Origin of the sequence: Paraburkholderia phymatum, from assembly GCF_040965635.1 — a bacterium.
Lineage (GTDB): Bacteria > Pseudomonadota > Gammaproteobacteria > Burkholderiales > Burkholderiaceae > Paraburkholderia > Paraburkholderia phymatum_B.
In genome coordinates, this window is the sequence record NZ_JBFRCH010000012.1 from 51,541 (window position 1) to 65,203 (window position 13,663).

Consider the following 13,663-nt stretch of genomic DNA (forward strand, 5'->3'; position numbering starts at 1 on the left):
GGTCTTGTGGATTCCCTTGAACGCGTTCAAGATCGAATTGCGTGCGTTTCGCACGCGCAGACGAACCATCCAGCGGCTCGAAAGATTCGACATGACGGTGAGGGAGAACCCTATGACAACACCAAGTCGTATCCCTGCTTTCAGTCGGCGCACCGTACTCAAGGCGACGGCTGCGGCAGCCGCACTGCAGTTGGTGCCGCCCTTCATCATCAAGGCACGCGGCGAGGCTCCGCTGCGGATCGGCATGGTCGATCCGTTGACAGGCGTTTATGCTGCAGTTGCACAGAATGAAGTGACGGGCGCGAGGCTTGCCGTTCAGCAGATCAATGCCCAAGGCGGCATTCTGGGTCGGCCCGTGGAGCTCATGGTTGAAGACTCGGCAAACGACGTTGGCACCGGCGTGCAGAAGGCGCGCAAGCTGATCGAACGCGATCAGGTCACCTTCCTCATCGGCGACGTGAACTCCGGTATCGCCCAGGCCATTTCGCAGGTCAGCAATGAGAAGAAGGTGCTGCATGTCGTTTCGGGCGGCCACACCGATACGATCACGGGCGTCGACTGCAAGTGGAACGTCTATCGCGTCTGCAACACGACCAGCATGGAGGCGAACGCCGTCGCGAACCTGCTGTTCACCAAGTACGGCAAGAAGTGGCATTTCATCACACCGGACTACGCGTTCGGCCACACGCTGCAGAAAGCCGCGGCCGCCGATCTGCAGAAGCTCGGTGGCACGATGACGGGCAACGAACTCACCCCGCTCGGCACGACTGACTTCTCCGCCTATCTGATCAAGGCGCGCGCGGCGAATCCCGACGTCCTGCTTGTGCTGCCGCAAGGCTCCGACATGGTCAACTGCCTGAAGCAGATTGCACAGTTCGGCATCGGCAAGACTATTCACGTCGCCGGGCTGCAGCAGGAGCTCGAATCGCTCGAGGCAATGCCGCCGGAGGCGCGCGTTGGCTTCTGGATGTTCGAGTGGTACTGGAAGCAGCCGGGTGTGCCGGGAGTCGAGAAGTTCGTTGCCGACATCCGTAAGGTGAACGGCGGCAAGGTCCCAACCGCGCGTCACTGGTTCGGCTACACATCCGTGCATACCCTTGCTGCCATCGCCAACAAGGAGAAGACGCTCGACGCCAGAAAGCTCGCCGAGGCGCTCGGCGGCTTCGAATTGGCGGACGACGTCAAGCTGCAGCCGAACAAGTGCTACTACCGCAAGGGGGATCACCAGCTGATGACGTCGTCGTTCGTGGGCGAAGCGTTATCCCAGCCGGCGGGCGACCCGGAAGACCTGTTCCGCGTAGAACGCGTGGTCGCGGGTGACAAGACTGCACCTCCCGAGAGCGAAACCGGCTGCAAGGTACACTGGCCCTCCTGATAGCGCAAACGCCCGGGCAGGTTCGCCGGGCGCCATTCTCATCGCGTAAGTGGAACTTATGTGGTCAAACTGCGGCACCAACCGTCGAGCGAAGCACAGGCGCCGTAACAAGAATGGTGAGCAATGACTCAACTGCTGCTCTTCAACGTCACCAACGGGCTGATTATCGGCGCGTTTTACGTGCTGATGGCTCTCGGGTTATCGCTCATTCTCAATCTGAGCAATGTCATCAACTTCGCTCACGGCGGCTTCCTTGTCGCTGGCGGATACTTTGCCTATACGATCACGCCCTACGTAGGGTTCTGGGGCGCGCTGCTGATCGCACCGCCGGGCACGGCGCTGATCGGCTACGTCCTTGAACGGGTTCTCATCCGGCGAGTCTACGGGCGCGACCCTCTCTACAGCTTGCTCCTGACGTTCGGTCTTGCGTTTATCTTCGAGGACGGCACCCGTTTCATCTGGGGCGCGCAAGGCAAACCGGTGACCATTCCATCCGTGCTAGCACAGCCTCTGAGCAACACGTTCTTCTTCATCACCGGCTATCGCCTCTTCATGGTCGCCACGGTGGCGGTGACAGTGGCGCTGCTTTTCATCCTGCTGCGCTATAGCCGGCTCGGCATCCGTATCCGCGCCGGCACCCTCGACCTCGAAACAGTAGCGGCACTCGGCATCAACGTGGGCAGGCTGCGTTCGTTCAATTTCGCCCTCGGCGCCTTTCTCGCGGGTCTGAGCGGGGTGCTCGCCGCCGGCCAGCTTGGTCTGGAGCCGACGATGGGAACGGGGCTCCTGATGCCGAGCTTCATAGCGATCATCGTCGGCGGAGTTGGCAGCCTCACGGGCACGCTGCTCGGCGGCTTGCTGATCGGCGTTGCCTCCGGCATCACCGCTGTGTTCCTGCCCGCAGCAAGCGAAGCGATCATCTACGTGCTGATGGCCATCGTGCTGCTGCTGCGCCCACACGGCCTGCTCGGCGAGGAGGGCATGCTGACATGAGCGAAGCGCGACAGCCGAGGCACCGCAGGCTGCTGACGCTCTCGGCGATCTGGGCCGTGTTGCTGCTGGCCCCGTACTGGATGCCGTCGCTCGGCGGCTATACCGCGCTCGGCACGCGGGTGCTCGTGCTGGGCCTCGCCGCGATGTCGGTGAATTTTCTGCTCGGCTTCACCGGCGTGTTGTCCTTCGGTCATGCCGCGTATTTCGGGCTGGGTGCGTATGGCGCTGGCCTCGCGCTGAAATTTCTTGCGCCGAGCACGCCGCTCGCCCTTCTGTGCGGAACGCTGCTCGGCGGGATCGCCGGTGCGGTGCTCGGTGCGTTTTGCGTAAGGCGGCGAGGCGTGTACTTCGCGATGGTCACCATCGCCTTCGGACAGGTCTTTTACTACATCGCATTCCAATGGAGCTCGTTGACGGGCGGCGACGACGGCTTGCGCGGGTTCACGCGCGTACCACTTCACCTCGGCTTCGCAACCATCGACATCCTGTCGAATGCCGATGCGTTCTATTACTTTGTCCTGTTTTGCCTCGCTCTGGCCGTCGGTCTGATGGGTTTCATCCTGCGCTCGCCGTTCGGGCACACGATGATCGCAATCCGCGAAAATGAACGGCGCGCGCGCTATCTGGGCATTCCCGTCGACTTCCATATCTGGATCGCTTTCACGCTCTCCTGCCTTTTCATGGGGTTTGCCGGTGCGCTCTATGCCCTTCTGAACAATTTCGCCGATCCTCGCGGACTGCATTTCAGCCAGTCCGGCGACTTCGTGATGATGGCGGTGATGGGCGGCATGCGCAGCCTGTGGGGACCGCTTCTCGGCGCGGCGGTATTCGTCGTGCTGCAGGACTATCTGTCGAGTATCACAGTCAACTGGATGTCGTTCGTCGGCATGCTGTTCATCGCGATCGTGCTGTTCTTCCCGAGGGGTCTGCTCGGCTTTATCCGGCGCAGGAGCGATTCATGAGCGTTCTCGAAGTGGCGCATGTGGGCAAGCGCTTCGGCAGCCTCACTGCCGTACGCGACGTCTCGCTCGCCGTCAACGAAGGCGAGTTGCGCGCCATCATCGGACCAAACGGCGCCGGCAAGACCACTTTCTTCAATCTCATCAGCGGCTTTTTCCCGCCGACCACAGGAACGATTGTGTTCGATGGGCAGGACATCACGGCCTTCCCGGCGCATCGGCGCGTCGCGACGGGCATCGCCCGCACGTTCCAGATTACCGAGATCTTTCCGGCACTCACGGTGTTCGAAAACGTTCGCATCAGCGCGGAGGTTACGGCTGGATTCCGGTTGCGGCCGTGGGTCGGACGCACCGAAAAAGCACGGGTGCGCGAGCGTGTCGAAGAAACGCTGGAACTCACCGGGCTAGCCGCGAAACGCGACCGGCTGACCGGCGAACTCTCGCATGGCGACCAGCGCGTTGCAGAAATCGCCATGGCGCTGGCCCTGCGGCCTCGTCTGCTGCTGCTCGACGAACCCACCGCCGGCATGGGCGACGAGGAGACCAACGAGATTACGCAGCTCATTCGCCGTCTGCGGCGCGGCGGCAAATTCACAATCGTGCTGATCGAGCACGACATGCGCGTGGTGTTCCATCTGGCCGACCGGATCACCGTGCTTGACCGGGGCACGCTACTCGCCGAGGGCGCGCCGGCGGAGATCGCGGCGAACGAGGACGTGCAGGCGGCGTACCTGGGTGATGTGACATGAACGCAGCGCTCACCGCCGAGGAACTTCACACCTACTACGGCAAGAGCCACATCCTGCACGGTGTAAGCCTTGCGGTCGAGGAAGGTCGGATCACAGCATTGCTTGGCCGCAACGGCGCGGGCAAGACCACGACGCTGCGCACCCTTATGGGTCTGACACCCGCACGCCAGGGGCGCGTGACGATCTTCGGCGCGGATACGACGCGCTGGCCGACGTTCCGGATCGCTTCGAACGGCGTGGGCTATGTTCCCGAAGGACGAAGAATCTTCGCCAATCTCAGTGTCGAAGAAAATCTTCGCGTGCCGCTTGCGCGCAGCGGGCCTTGGACGATCGCGCGAATTTACGAGCTGTTTCCACGGCTTGCCGAACGCAAGGAAAGCCGCGGACGTCAGCTTTCCGGCGGCGAACAGGAGATGCTGTCAATTGCCCGCGCGCTGCTGCTCAATCCCCAGCTGCTGATTCTCGATGAACCCTCTCAGGGACTGGCTCCGCTGATCGTGCGCGAGGTGTTTCGCGTCGTGTCGCAGATGCGCGACGAAGGGATTTCGGTTCTGCTTGTCGAGCAGAACGCGCACATGGGGCTTGAGATCGCCGATCATGCTTATGTGCTCGACGACGGCGGCATCGTCTATGCAGGCAGTTCACGCGACCTCGCCGCCGATGAAAGCCGTGTTCGCGCGTTGACCGGTGCGAGTGCGGAGGAGTGAAAAGTGCCCATGTCGCTGGCATGCCGGATACGACAGAAGCGGCATACGTCGCGTCTCAGGGCGTCAAAAATCGCTTGTCGTTAGAAACGATAGAGCACGGAAGCCATCCCGTTGAGGTCGAGGCGGCGCTCGGTGATTGGACTACCTGCGGCTGATCCTTCGAGGCGTCCGACCACAGCCGCAAGGTTCAGTGACCAATTCCGGTTGAACTCATAGCCGGCGCTCAGATTGAAGTGAACGTCGCGCAAGCCAGAGCCCGTGCCGTATTGAGGCAATCCCGAGGCGGCGCTTTCTTGCGCATTCACGCTGAAGAACGTTTTGGTGTAAGTCGAATTCGCCCACGTAATGCCTGGACCCATCGAGACGAGAAGCTTTCCGAGCGGCGCGGATACGAACAAATCGGCCATCGCGGTCAGGCCCTGTCCTGTTCCAGCGATGTCCTGATAGATCGCAGCCGACCCAGTGAACGCCCACCACGTGTAGTCGGCGAAGAGGCGCAGCTTCGGCCCGTAGTGCACGTCGGGCATACCTTTGAGCCGCGGATCGTCGGATGAGGATCTCGACTGAAAGTCGAAGCTCACCGACATGCCGACGTGATGGTTCTCGCCGCGCAGCACGTTGACGCCGAGCACATCCGGACCCTGCGAAAACACGCGGTCCTTCCACGAAATGTCCTGCACGGGGAACGGAAGAACCTGGAGTTGCGACGAGCCGGGGAATTTCGGAAACAGATACATGCCCGGACCTACCGACAGCTTCCAGTCGCTGTCGGCCTGCGGTTCGGCGGCGTTTGCCAGCCCCGTCATGCAACACGCGCCTGCCGTGGCGAGCGCAATGCAACGGCCTCTGATCGATAACATCTTTTGACTCATGTTTTCCGCGCCACCGCCGCCAGTTGCCGCAAGCGGCGAGCGAGCGCGCGCGACACGATGGGCGTCGGATTGTTGCTGGACGCGGACGCCGCGGCGCTCTCGCGCAGAAAGAGCGCGCATTCCCGCGCGACGACTTCGCGCTCGTTATCGGTGGTGATCATGTGGAACGAATCGTCGAGCCAGATGGTGCGAAGAAACGACGCTCCGATGTTTGCCCCGACGAAACGCGCATTATGCGGACTCGACGTCTCGTCGTCGATTGCGTGAATGATCAGGCAATCGTTCCCGATGTTCTTCAATTTTCTGCGCACCGAGCCTGCGAGACGGCTCGCTTCGTGCAGGGCGGGCATCGCGATGGATGCGGGTCCGACTTCGCTGATCTCATTCTTCTGCATCGCGCGGGTGATTTTCGAGCGCAATGCCTCGTTGCGCAGGCCATAAGGCTCGTGCTCTCGGTAGCGGTATCGCGAGCGCATCGGCGTGTAGTAGACGTAGTCGAGCAGAAAGCGGTACCAGGGGATTGCCCAGCCGTCGTAGTTGAGTGTGATCGACAGAAGCAGCAACGCACGGGCGGCCGGCCGCTCGTGCGCTAGCGCTGCCGCGAGCGTCGCGCCCATGGAGAGACCGCAGACGGAGACGTGTCGATATTGCGCAGCAAGCGTGTCGAATTCCGCGACGGCAGCGCTGACCCATTGCTCCATCGGCAAATGCGCTGTGCCCGCGCTGTAGCCGCGCAGTTCCGGCGTGTGGGTCGCGAAGCCTTCATCGGCAAGAAAGCGCGCGAGGAAACGTAATTCGAGCGGCGAACTCGACAGGCCGTGCAATAGCAGAACAGCGTGGTCGCTGTTTTGGGCACTCGAAAAATGAGGTGTGTTCATCGTCAGTCTTCCGCCCGCAGGATCAGAAATTCGCCGGACGGCGTGATGAATCGTTCGCAAACGCATTGGACGGGCCGCCAGTTCCGGTCGCCCGAATGGAAGCGCATGCGGTGATGACCGGGCGACAGTCGGTCGCTCAGGCGGGCGAGGTCTTCCTGGTGCACCTGCGCATGCCTTGCGCCGTATGCGATGCCCGCGCGAAACGATGCGTCGTCGATAATGCCGCTGGGCGTCGCGGTTGCCGCCGCGGCGACGAAGCTGCCCGGCGGCGCGCTGTTCGCCGAATCGAGCGCCTTGATCATAATGAGCGAGCGGTTGTACTGCGCGATGTGATGCAGCATGCGATGCATTTCATCGGTGGCGCGCCGGGCGAGGAGCCGCTCGTTGTCGTGTCGCAGGAGCATTTCGTAGCGCGACTGCGCCACCGCCGCCAGCAATTCGGCGCGATATTGCGCGCGTCTCAACCGCTCGACCAGCGTGATGACGACGATGGTTATCAGGGGATACGAGACCAGCAGCCGGATGTCCGAGGCATCGATGACCTCGATGCGGCCGTACGGCGGCACGAACAGATAATCGGCGAGACAGAGCCCGGCCACCATCACGCAGAGCGCGGGCGCGAGGCCGCAGTAGTACTCCACAAGTACAGCGGTGATGAGAAAGGCGGTGCCCGGCATGATCGGGCCGAGCAGCGGGTGAAGGACCGTACGGATGACGGCGGCGATAAAAAGTGCCGCGACGGCGGTGATCCACCGATTTCGGCCACGCGGCGCCCACCGTCGAGAATTCCTGACTTTCATGTAGTTGACGCGAAAAATGTGACATTCACCTTGTAACGGCGTTTGGGTGAGAAGCTTTAATACGGTGATGCATATGGTCATTGAAGGTTCCGGATCGTCGATCGCGTGCGATGGTCCTTTATTTGCGAGACTCGTTCTCATCGCGATGACGCGTGCGGTACGGCGTGTGCCTGCTTCCCCAAGCCTATGCTCTGCAATTGCAGCGTATCTGATTGCGGCGCTCGCGCTGTATTCCGCGCTCCTTTGGTCCACGTCCGACGCGGGTACCTGCGCACAGTCACGCACGCGGGCGACGACATCGACGTATGGAACGCGCATGGCGACTGCGCCAGACACGTTTTACGCCGGCAGGGCGCGAGCCGCGCGAGACGTTCATCGTCTATCACGGCAACGAAGAGTCGGTGGAAACCAGGCTGCCACTTGCCGATGTCTTCGTGCGCGCAGAGTATCACGTCGTTGTCGTCGAATATCCGAGGTGTGCGTCGCTGTGTTCCTCGTTGCGCCTCGACGCGTCTGCGAACGCCCAAAATGAATGGCTATTGCCTGACTGATTACCGGCGCTCACTGCACTGGCAGCCCTTGCTGTTGCGCCGACACTGGCGATATGAGTATGGCGTTACGGAGCGCGCCGAGCATGTTGGCTGAACGGATCACTGTCTGTTGCTGAAGTCCCAGCAGCGTGGTGATCACCGAAGGGACCGCGACGTATTGCGTTTCGGCGATCGTTACCAGGTGTGCCGGACACCCATCTATCGAGGCCCGCAGAGTCCGACCTTGCAGCCCAATTTCTGGCGGGGCTGAACATCACCGAGTTGCACACTAACCTTCTGTACGGGCACATCCGTGTGCCCGGTGACACGACCATTTCGCCGACGGTTTATCTCGGCAAAGGCATGGGCGATCTGCCGGATTCGCTCGCGTGGCTGCGCCCTGTCGCCATCACGGCCGAGGCAGCACCGGCGCTCACGACAGGCGCGAGACAGCCGAACGCGTTCAGCTATGGCTTTACGGTCCAGTACAGCCTGCCGTACCTGGAGCAGCACGTGCATTCGCTTGGCCTGCCGCAACCGTTTTCGAACCTGATTCCGATCGTCGAAATTCCCCTTTCGCGAAGCCAGGGGCAGACGACGGGAACCGTGAATCCCGGCTTCATCTGGATCAACCGCTAAGGCCAGTTCGGCATCGAGGCGCTGCGGATTCAACCGAACAGCGGTCATTCAACTCCTCGTGACCCGCTATTGGTAAAGTCGAACGCCTCGACCCAAAGAAGGAAGCGGCCGGCGCAGGAAGAATCATGTCTACGCGTGATCGAACTGTGCGCGAGTTTAATAAGGCATGGACCGGTCTAGTAGTATCGTCAGACGCCAAACACGTACCGGCTGCCCGTGTACGAACGAATGAACTTCTCGGGCATCTCTTTCTGCAAGATCTCGATGAACATTTCGCCGGTGCAATGCATCGGAATTACAACGTCGGGGTTGATTTCCTTAAGTGCAGCGACGGTCTGTCTAACATAGTCTTCCTTTTGTGGTGCCAAGTGAAAGCCGCCCGCGACAGCATGCACTTTCTTGACGCCGGAAACCTCCATCGCGCGTCGAACGGTATTGACCACGCCGCGGTGGCTGCAAGAGGTAATCACAACGAGACCGCGTCCCTTGACGTTGAAGCATGTCGCCAACTCATGCTGGAAATCGTCAGGAATAACCCGTGCCTTCTGTTTCTCGGTGGCGAGTTTGTCCGGAAAACAACCGATGCCGTCTTTGATGCCGACATGCATTTGGCTTGGCGACAACACCTTTTCAAATGGTACGGCCGGTATGTTTCCGGTAGTAAAACCGTGTCCGGCAATAACGCTCGGCGTTTCAGCGATGAGAACCTTCACTTTGGCATTGGCCAGTGCGTGACGATCGATATAACCAAAGTCTTCAATCTTGCCGGCCGTCCACTCGCGAGTGCAAAAGGCTTCTTCGCCGCCCAGATACAACGGCAGATCGGCCCGTAGCCTGCGCTGATTGTGCTGCAGGAATCCGGCAAGACCGCCGAAGTGGTCGTAGTGTCCATGACTCAAAACCAGCGCATCGAGACTCTCCGGAGCAATGCGCAGCATGGCTAGATTATTCTCCAGCGTTTCGGACGTGAACCCGAAATCGATAAGAATGTTTCGCGTTTCGCCGTTGCCGCTCGATTCAACGTGCATGGACAGACCAAATTCTCCCAGCAGCGATTTGCCTGCAGGCGGCATGCCAAAGCGAGTCACCTCCACGTTGCCCACCCTGCCACCCGGCGCGACCGCCAACTGATAGCTGTCTGTGACAATCCGCAGCCCAACGCGATCGACAGTCGGTATTTCGCGTGGGAGCGGATCGGCCCGGGCGATGGGTGAGCGAGTCAGGAGAGTGCCAATTAGTGCACTGAAAGTCGCCGATGCGCCACAGCAAAGGAACATGCGGCGAGATGGCCAATTCGAATGCGTGCATCGCGGCATGATGGCCTCCTCAGAAAAGATGTGGTCAATCGCTATCTACAGGGCACGCATCACCCTGTTCGCCGTTGTGTTGGATCTCAGCAAAGAACTGGACGTTGACGCTGAATCCGTTGTGAGGCGTCCATGCAATATAGGTTACAAACCGAACTAGCAGCGACGCAGGCCGCGGCGGCATGCGACTGGGCGTGCCGGCGCAATAGCAGGGAAGGACACGGACTATGACAAAGCCGCCAGGAACACGGACAATACTTTCCGCTCTGACGATTTTGCTTGCCGGCTGTGCCGCCGGCGGCATGCCGTATACGGGACCGCACCTCACTCCAACAGAGTGCCGGGACCTGGCGGCGCTCAGGACCAACGCGCCCCTACGATGGCGCAACACCATAGCGAACTCGCTGCCCTGAAGACAGCGGGCTACGACCCGTCACCATGGTATGAGGACCCGTACTAGCCGGTTGATCTGCAAGCGGCGCAGCGCCTGGTCGACCATTGGTTTCAAACGGGCCAGGACGTTCAGCCCGGCTGACAAGCCAAGATGAATACGGACAGCTCTCGGCTTAACGCATACCAAACCGCAAAACCGCATCGCGGCAGCGATTCCTTGCACGGCGCAGACGTGCTGACCACAACGGACCTTTGGAGACGGTGTCGGTGGACGGCACCGTGATGCCAATGGCCTTGTCGCCGGATCATCTGCGCCTGTACGCTGCGCTGCGCTCCACACCGTATCGTGTGGTGAGCTTCGCGATCAATCCGCGCGATGGCCGGCTGATAGAGCTTGGTCGCGCGCCGCTTGCCGACAGTATGGCCTACGTGTCGACGGACGCAACGGGGCGCTATCTGTTCTCCGCGTCGTACGGCGGCAATATGCTCGCGGTCAACGCAATTGGCGCGGATGGCGTCGCGAAAGATGTGCAGCAGACCATCAAGACAGGACCGATGGCCCACGCAATCCGCACGTCCGCCGACAACCGTTATGCCTTTGCTTCGATGCTGGGCACGGATGCATGGGTGCGTTTGAAGTTCGATGCTTCGACGGGGACACCTGACGGCAGACAGCCACCCCGCCTACAAGCTGCCTGAAAAGTCGGGGCCGCGTCACTTCGTGTTTTCGCGTGACCAGCGGTTCGTCTACCTGATCGACGAACTCGACGGCAAGCTGCATGTGCTTTCGTTCAATCGCGCGACAGATACCGTGACGCCGATCCAGACGGTCTCGATCCTGCCACCCGAGTTTTCCGGCGACAAGCTGTGTGGCGCCGATGTGCACCTGACACCTGACGGGCGCTTCCTGTATGCGTCCGAGCGCACGTCCGGCACGCTGGCGGGTTATCGGGTCGACACCGCGTCGGGCAAGGTGACGCGCACCGGCACTTACCCCACCGAAAAGCAGCCGCGCGGATTCAACATCGATCCATCGGGGCAATACCTGCTGGCTGTTGGACAACTCTCGCCGACCTTGAGCGTGTACCGGGATCAATGCGAAAACGGGCGAACTCGGCGAGGTCGGCAAGTACCCGGTAGGCAAGGGCGCGAACTGGGTCGAAGTGGCGGGCTTCGACGGATCCAGTCAGTAAGCTGGCGGCGCGCGCCTGATCCACGATGCCTGGGATTTCTCGATGCGGTTCCAGATCGCGCGACGTATCACTGACGACGACGCCTCGATGATTTGAAATGGTCTAGCTGTCGGATCGCGCACTGTGTGTTTCGTGGCGCATTGCAGCAAATCCACGTGCAATCAAACCCTTACACGAATTCCCGGATGCGTTGTCCACAGCCTCATCCACCGTTTCTGTGCATAACTTTCACCGACGTGTCATGTGACGGGAAGAAATCTGCGGCGAAACAGAGCGCTGCAAGAGCCAGGTCAGCGGGGATAACTCGAAAGTTGCGGCTCAGGGCCACCGTACGGCAGGCGTCCAAACGGCAAACCACGCCGTCGACGACAGCATTGAATGCTGGAAAGTGCGTACAGCGACGCAGTGAACACTGGTAGAATGTATCGCAAAAGCGATACATGGAGGTCTGTCATGAAGACGGCTACGATCCCGGCATTGCGCGTCGAGCCGGACCTGCGGCGGGCGGCGGAAGAAGTCCTGAATGAAAACGAAAGCCTGTCGTCGTTCATGGAGGCTTCGCTCCGCGCAAGCATCGCGCAGCGAAAACTTCAGCGGGAATTCATTGCGCGCGGGCTCGCCGCGCGCAACGAGGCCCGTGAGACCGGAGAATATTACGAGGCTGTTGACGTGCATACCGAGCTTGAGGGCATGCTGCAGACGGCGAAACGGGCGAGAAAGAAACCGTGACATTCCGGGTCCGTTATACGGGCGGCGCACGACGCGATCTGTTGCGACTCTATGAGTTTCTGCTCGACCGTGACATGGCGGCAGCCGAGCGCGCGCTGGCGGTGTTGCGCAAGTCAACGGAAATTCTTGAGGAGTTTCCCTTCACCTGCAGGAAGGCCGACGCCAGCAATCCCTTCCTTCGTGAACTGATCGTCCCGTTCGGCCCTTCCGGCTATGTTGTCCTGTTCGAGATCGACGACGCGACAACCGTTACTATCCTGGCCGTCCGGCATCAGCGGGAAGATGACTATCATTAGGCCCAGTCGGCCATGGTCCGTCGGACTCATGCCTCGTCACCCGGATCCACGAGGTCAATCCGGAACTGCCACCCTTCGAACGCCATTAACATCGCCCCAAAGTCGGACCAGTCGACACGCCTGCCATCAATGACTACACATGGCAGGCGGTCGTTCTCGTTGCCGTCCCACTCGATTCGTCCACGAACCGTCGTTTCGGCTACCACGAGATGGCCCGCATCCTCGACCAGGTGTTTGACTGCCAGGGCACGCTTGATCTTCTGGACCAGATTGCCCAACAGCTCAAACGGGTCTGACCGCGGATCGCCGAGAAGCTGGAAACGGAAGCCTGCGCAGTCGTCGTCACCGGGAACCAGCTCGAACGCTTCCAGTGAAAGCTGATCGCCGAACAGCAGACTGCGGAAATGGAACTCGTGTGCGACGCCATCCGCATCGGACGGCCGCAGGGGCGTGAACTCCGGATGTTCAAAGGCGTGAACCTCGGCAAGATACGCCATCTCGGTATTGAAACAGCGGCTGCAGAGCAACCGGAAGGTGCCGTCCGCCGAAGCGACGCTGACAACGTCGTGCGGTGGCGGAACTGCTCCGCATCGAACGCAGGTGCTATCGGCCATCAGCGCTCCTTGTAAATAGAGTTGACGGTAATCATTGTCGCATGTCTGTTGGCGTGATCACCGACCGCGCTCAGACATACTACGGTGCCAATTAACGGGTATTGGCGACCTCCTGTGGCATGCAAAAAGCCTGCATCTGCACGTATCGTTGATATGTCAAGCGATGACCGTGGCCGATCACCAGGCCGCGAACAACGATCTGAGAATTCTATGAGCATCACGCTCCATCTCGACACATTCGACCGTATTGACCCGAATGCCTATGCGATCCTTTGGCTCGACAACGAAGCCCAAAAATGGTCACGCGAAGGTCATGCGGGGCTTCAGCTTCCCGATTGGGGAACGCTGCAAGTCGATGCACGCGGCACGCTGATCTGCGGCCAGCATGATGCGCGCCCCGTGTTCATCCTTGAAGATCTCGCAATGAACGCCCCAAATGGCCCGTTTGAGGGAGAGTCGGGCGAGGCGCTTTGGTGCTACAACGAACGCGAAATCGGACCGCGCGTTGCAGGACACTGGCGTGTGCAGTGCGTCGACGAGGACACCGTGCTTGCCGAGCACAGCGTGTTCGCGTAGATCTGTTGGGCGACGGCTACGGTTCAAGCTGCGCTGCCAAACGTATAAGTAGG

14 protein-coding genes and 3 pseudogenes are annotated in these 13,663 nt (G+C 60.6%); 12 read left to right on the forward strand and 5 right to left on the reverse strand.

The window, feature by feature from the left end:
• Positions 1 to 112: 112 nt before the first annotated feature.
• The 5 genes from AB4Y32_RS21035 (at position 113) to AB4Y32_RS21055 (ending at position 4,783) form a co-directional block, all read left to right on the forward strand.
• Entirely contained in the window at positions 113 to 1,375 is a 1,263-nt protein-coding gene (locus AB4Y32_RS21035; RefSeq protein ID WP_368723307.1) for an ABC transporter substrate-binding protein, read from the forward strand.
• 123 nt (positions 1,376 to 1,498) lie between these two features.
• The gene (locus AB4Y32_RS21040; protein WP_087733013.1) at positions 1,499 to 2,368 is read left to right on the forward strand and encodes a branched-chain amino acid ABC transporter permease; all 870 of its coding nucleotides are present in this window, start codon (positions 1,499 to 1,501) and stop codon (positions 2,366 to 2,368) included.
• The gene (locus tag AB4Y32_RS21045) at positions 2,365 to 3,330 is read left to right on the forward strand and encodes a branched-chain amino acid ABC transporter permease (protein WP_368723195.1); all 966 of its coding nucleotides are present in this window, start codon (positions 2,365 to 2,367) and stop codon (positions 3,328 to 3,330) included. The genes AB4Y32_RS21040 and AB4Y32_RS21045 overlap by 4 nt, the downstream gene beginning before the upstream one ends.
• Entirely contained in the window at positions 3,327 to 4,076 is a 750-nt protein-coding gene (locus AB4Y32_RS21050) for an ABC transporter ATP-binding protein (RefSeq protein ID WP_368723196.1), read from the forward strand. The genes AB4Y32_RS21045 and AB4Y32_RS21050 overlap by 4 nt, the downstream gene beginning before the upstream one ends.
• Positions 4,073 to 4,783: an ABC transporter ATP-binding protein gene (locus AB4Y32_RS21055; protein WP_368723197.1), complete on the forward strand. Its 711-nt coding sequence runs from the start codon at positions 4,073 to 4,075 to the stop codon at positions 4,781 to 4,783. Before AB4Y32_RS21050 ends, AB4Y32_RS21055 begins: the two co-directional genes overlap by 4 nt.
• An 80-nt stretch (positions 4,784 to 4,863) precedes the next feature.
• Here the strand turns inward: AB4Y32_RS21055 and AB4Y32_RS21060 are convergent, their stop codons facing one another.
• Genes AB4Y32_RS21060 through AB4Y32_RS21070 form a run of 3 tightly spaced genes read right to left on the reverse strand, consistent with a single transcriptional unit; the run spans position 4,864 to position 7,333 of the window.
• The gene (locus AB4Y32_RS21060) at positions 4,864 to 5,643 is read right to left on the reverse strand and encodes a MipA/OmpV family protein (RefSeq protein WP_368723198.1); all 780 of its coding nucleotides are present in this window, start codon (positions 5,641 to 5,643) and stop codon (positions 4,864 to 4,866) included.
• 8 nt (positions 5,644 to 5,651) lie between these two features.
• Complete coding sequence (locus tag AB4Y32_RS21065; protein WP_368723199.1) at positions 5,652 to 6,533, reverse strand: alpha/beta hydrolase; 882 nt, start codon at positions 6,531 to 6,533, stop codon at positions 5,652 to 5,654.
• A 2-nt stretch (positions 6,534 to 6,535) separates the two neighbouring features.
• Complete coding sequence (locus tag AB4Y32_RS21070; protein ID WP_368723308.1) at positions 6,536 to 7,333, reverse strand: DUF4118 domain-containing protein; 798 nt, start codon at positions 7,331 to 7,333, stop codon at positions 6,536 to 6,538.
• Between the two features lie 305 nt (positions 7,334 to 7,638).
• On the opposite strand from AB4Y32_RS21070, the gene AB4Y32_RS21075 reads away from it, so the two are divergent.
• The gene (locus AB4Y32_RS21075) at positions 7,639 to 7,884 is read left to right on the forward strand and encodes a hypothetical protein (RefSeq protein WP_368723200.1); all 246 of its coding nucleotides are present in this window, start codon (positions 7,639 to 7,641) and stop codon (positions 7,882 to 7,884) included.
• 306 nt (positions 7,885 to 8,190) lie between these two features.
• Positions 8,191 to 8,499 (forward strand): annotated as a pseudogene (locus tag AB4Y32_RS21080) (hypothetical protein); the annotation flags it as partial.
• Positions 8,500 to 8,690: 191 nt separating this feature from the next.
• Here the strand turns inward: AB4Y32_RS21080 and AB4Y32_RS21085 are convergent.
• Positions 8,691 to 9,596 (reverse strand): MBL fold metallo-hydrolase, encoded by a 906-nt coding sequence (locus AB4Y32_RS21085; protein WP_368723201.1) that lies wholly within the window; start codon positions 9,594 to 9,596, stop codon positions 8,691 to 8,693.
• Between the two features lie 440 nt (positions 9,597 to 10,036).
• Between AB4Y32_RS21085 and AB4Y32_RS21090 the strand changes: the two are divergent.
• The 4 genes and pseudogenes from AB4Y32_RS21090 (at position 10,037) to AB4Y32_RS21105 (ending at position 12,420) form a co-directional block, all read left to right on the forward strand.
• Positions 10,037 to 10,344: pseudogene (locus AB4Y32_RS21090) on the forward strand (DUF4148 domain-containing protein).
• A 110-nt stretch (positions 10,345 to 10,454) separates the two neighbouring features.
• Positions 10,455 to 11,395, forward strand: a pseudogene (locus AB4Y32_RS21095) (lactonase family protein).
• A 453-nt stretch (positions 11,396 to 11,848) separates the two neighbouring features.
• Complete coding sequence (locus AB4Y32_RS21100) at positions 11,849 to 12,124, forward strand: YlcI/YnfO family protein (protein WP_368723202.1); 276 nt, start codon at positions 11,849 to 11,851, stop codon at positions 12,122 to 12,124.
• The gene (locus AB4Y32_RS21105) at positions 12,121 to 12,420 is read left to right on the forward strand and encodes a type II toxin-antitoxin system RelE/ParE family toxin (protein WP_368723203.1); all 300 of its coding nucleotides are present in this window, start codon (positions 12,121 to 12,123) and stop codon (positions 12,418 to 12,420) included. The genes AB4Y32_RS21100 and AB4Y32_RS21105 overlap by 4 nt, the downstream gene beginning before the upstream one ends.
• Before the next feature lie 26 nt (positions 12,421 to 12,446).
• On the opposite strand, the gene AB4Y32_RS21110 is transcribed toward AB4Y32_RS21105, so the two are convergent.
• Positions 12,447 to 13,034: a DUF7713 domain-containing protein gene (locus tag AB4Y32_RS21110; RefSeq protein ID WP_368723204.1), complete on the reverse strand. Its 588-nt coding sequence runs from the start codon at positions 13,032 to 13,034 to the stop codon at positions 12,447 to 12,449.
• A gap of 210 nt (positions 13,035 to 13,244) precedes the next feature.
• On the opposite strand from AB4Y32_RS21110, the gene AB4Y32_RS21115 reads away from it, so the two are divergent.
• Positions 13,245 to 13,610 carry a DUF3564 family protein gene (locus tag AB4Y32_RS21115; protein ID WP_368723205.1) on the forward strand — a complete coding sequence of 122 codons (366 nt, stop codon included), beginning with the start codon at positions 13,245 to 13,247 and terminating at the stop codon, positions 13,608 to 13,610.
• The last annotated feature ends 53 nt before the right edge of the window (positions 13,611 to 13,663 follow it).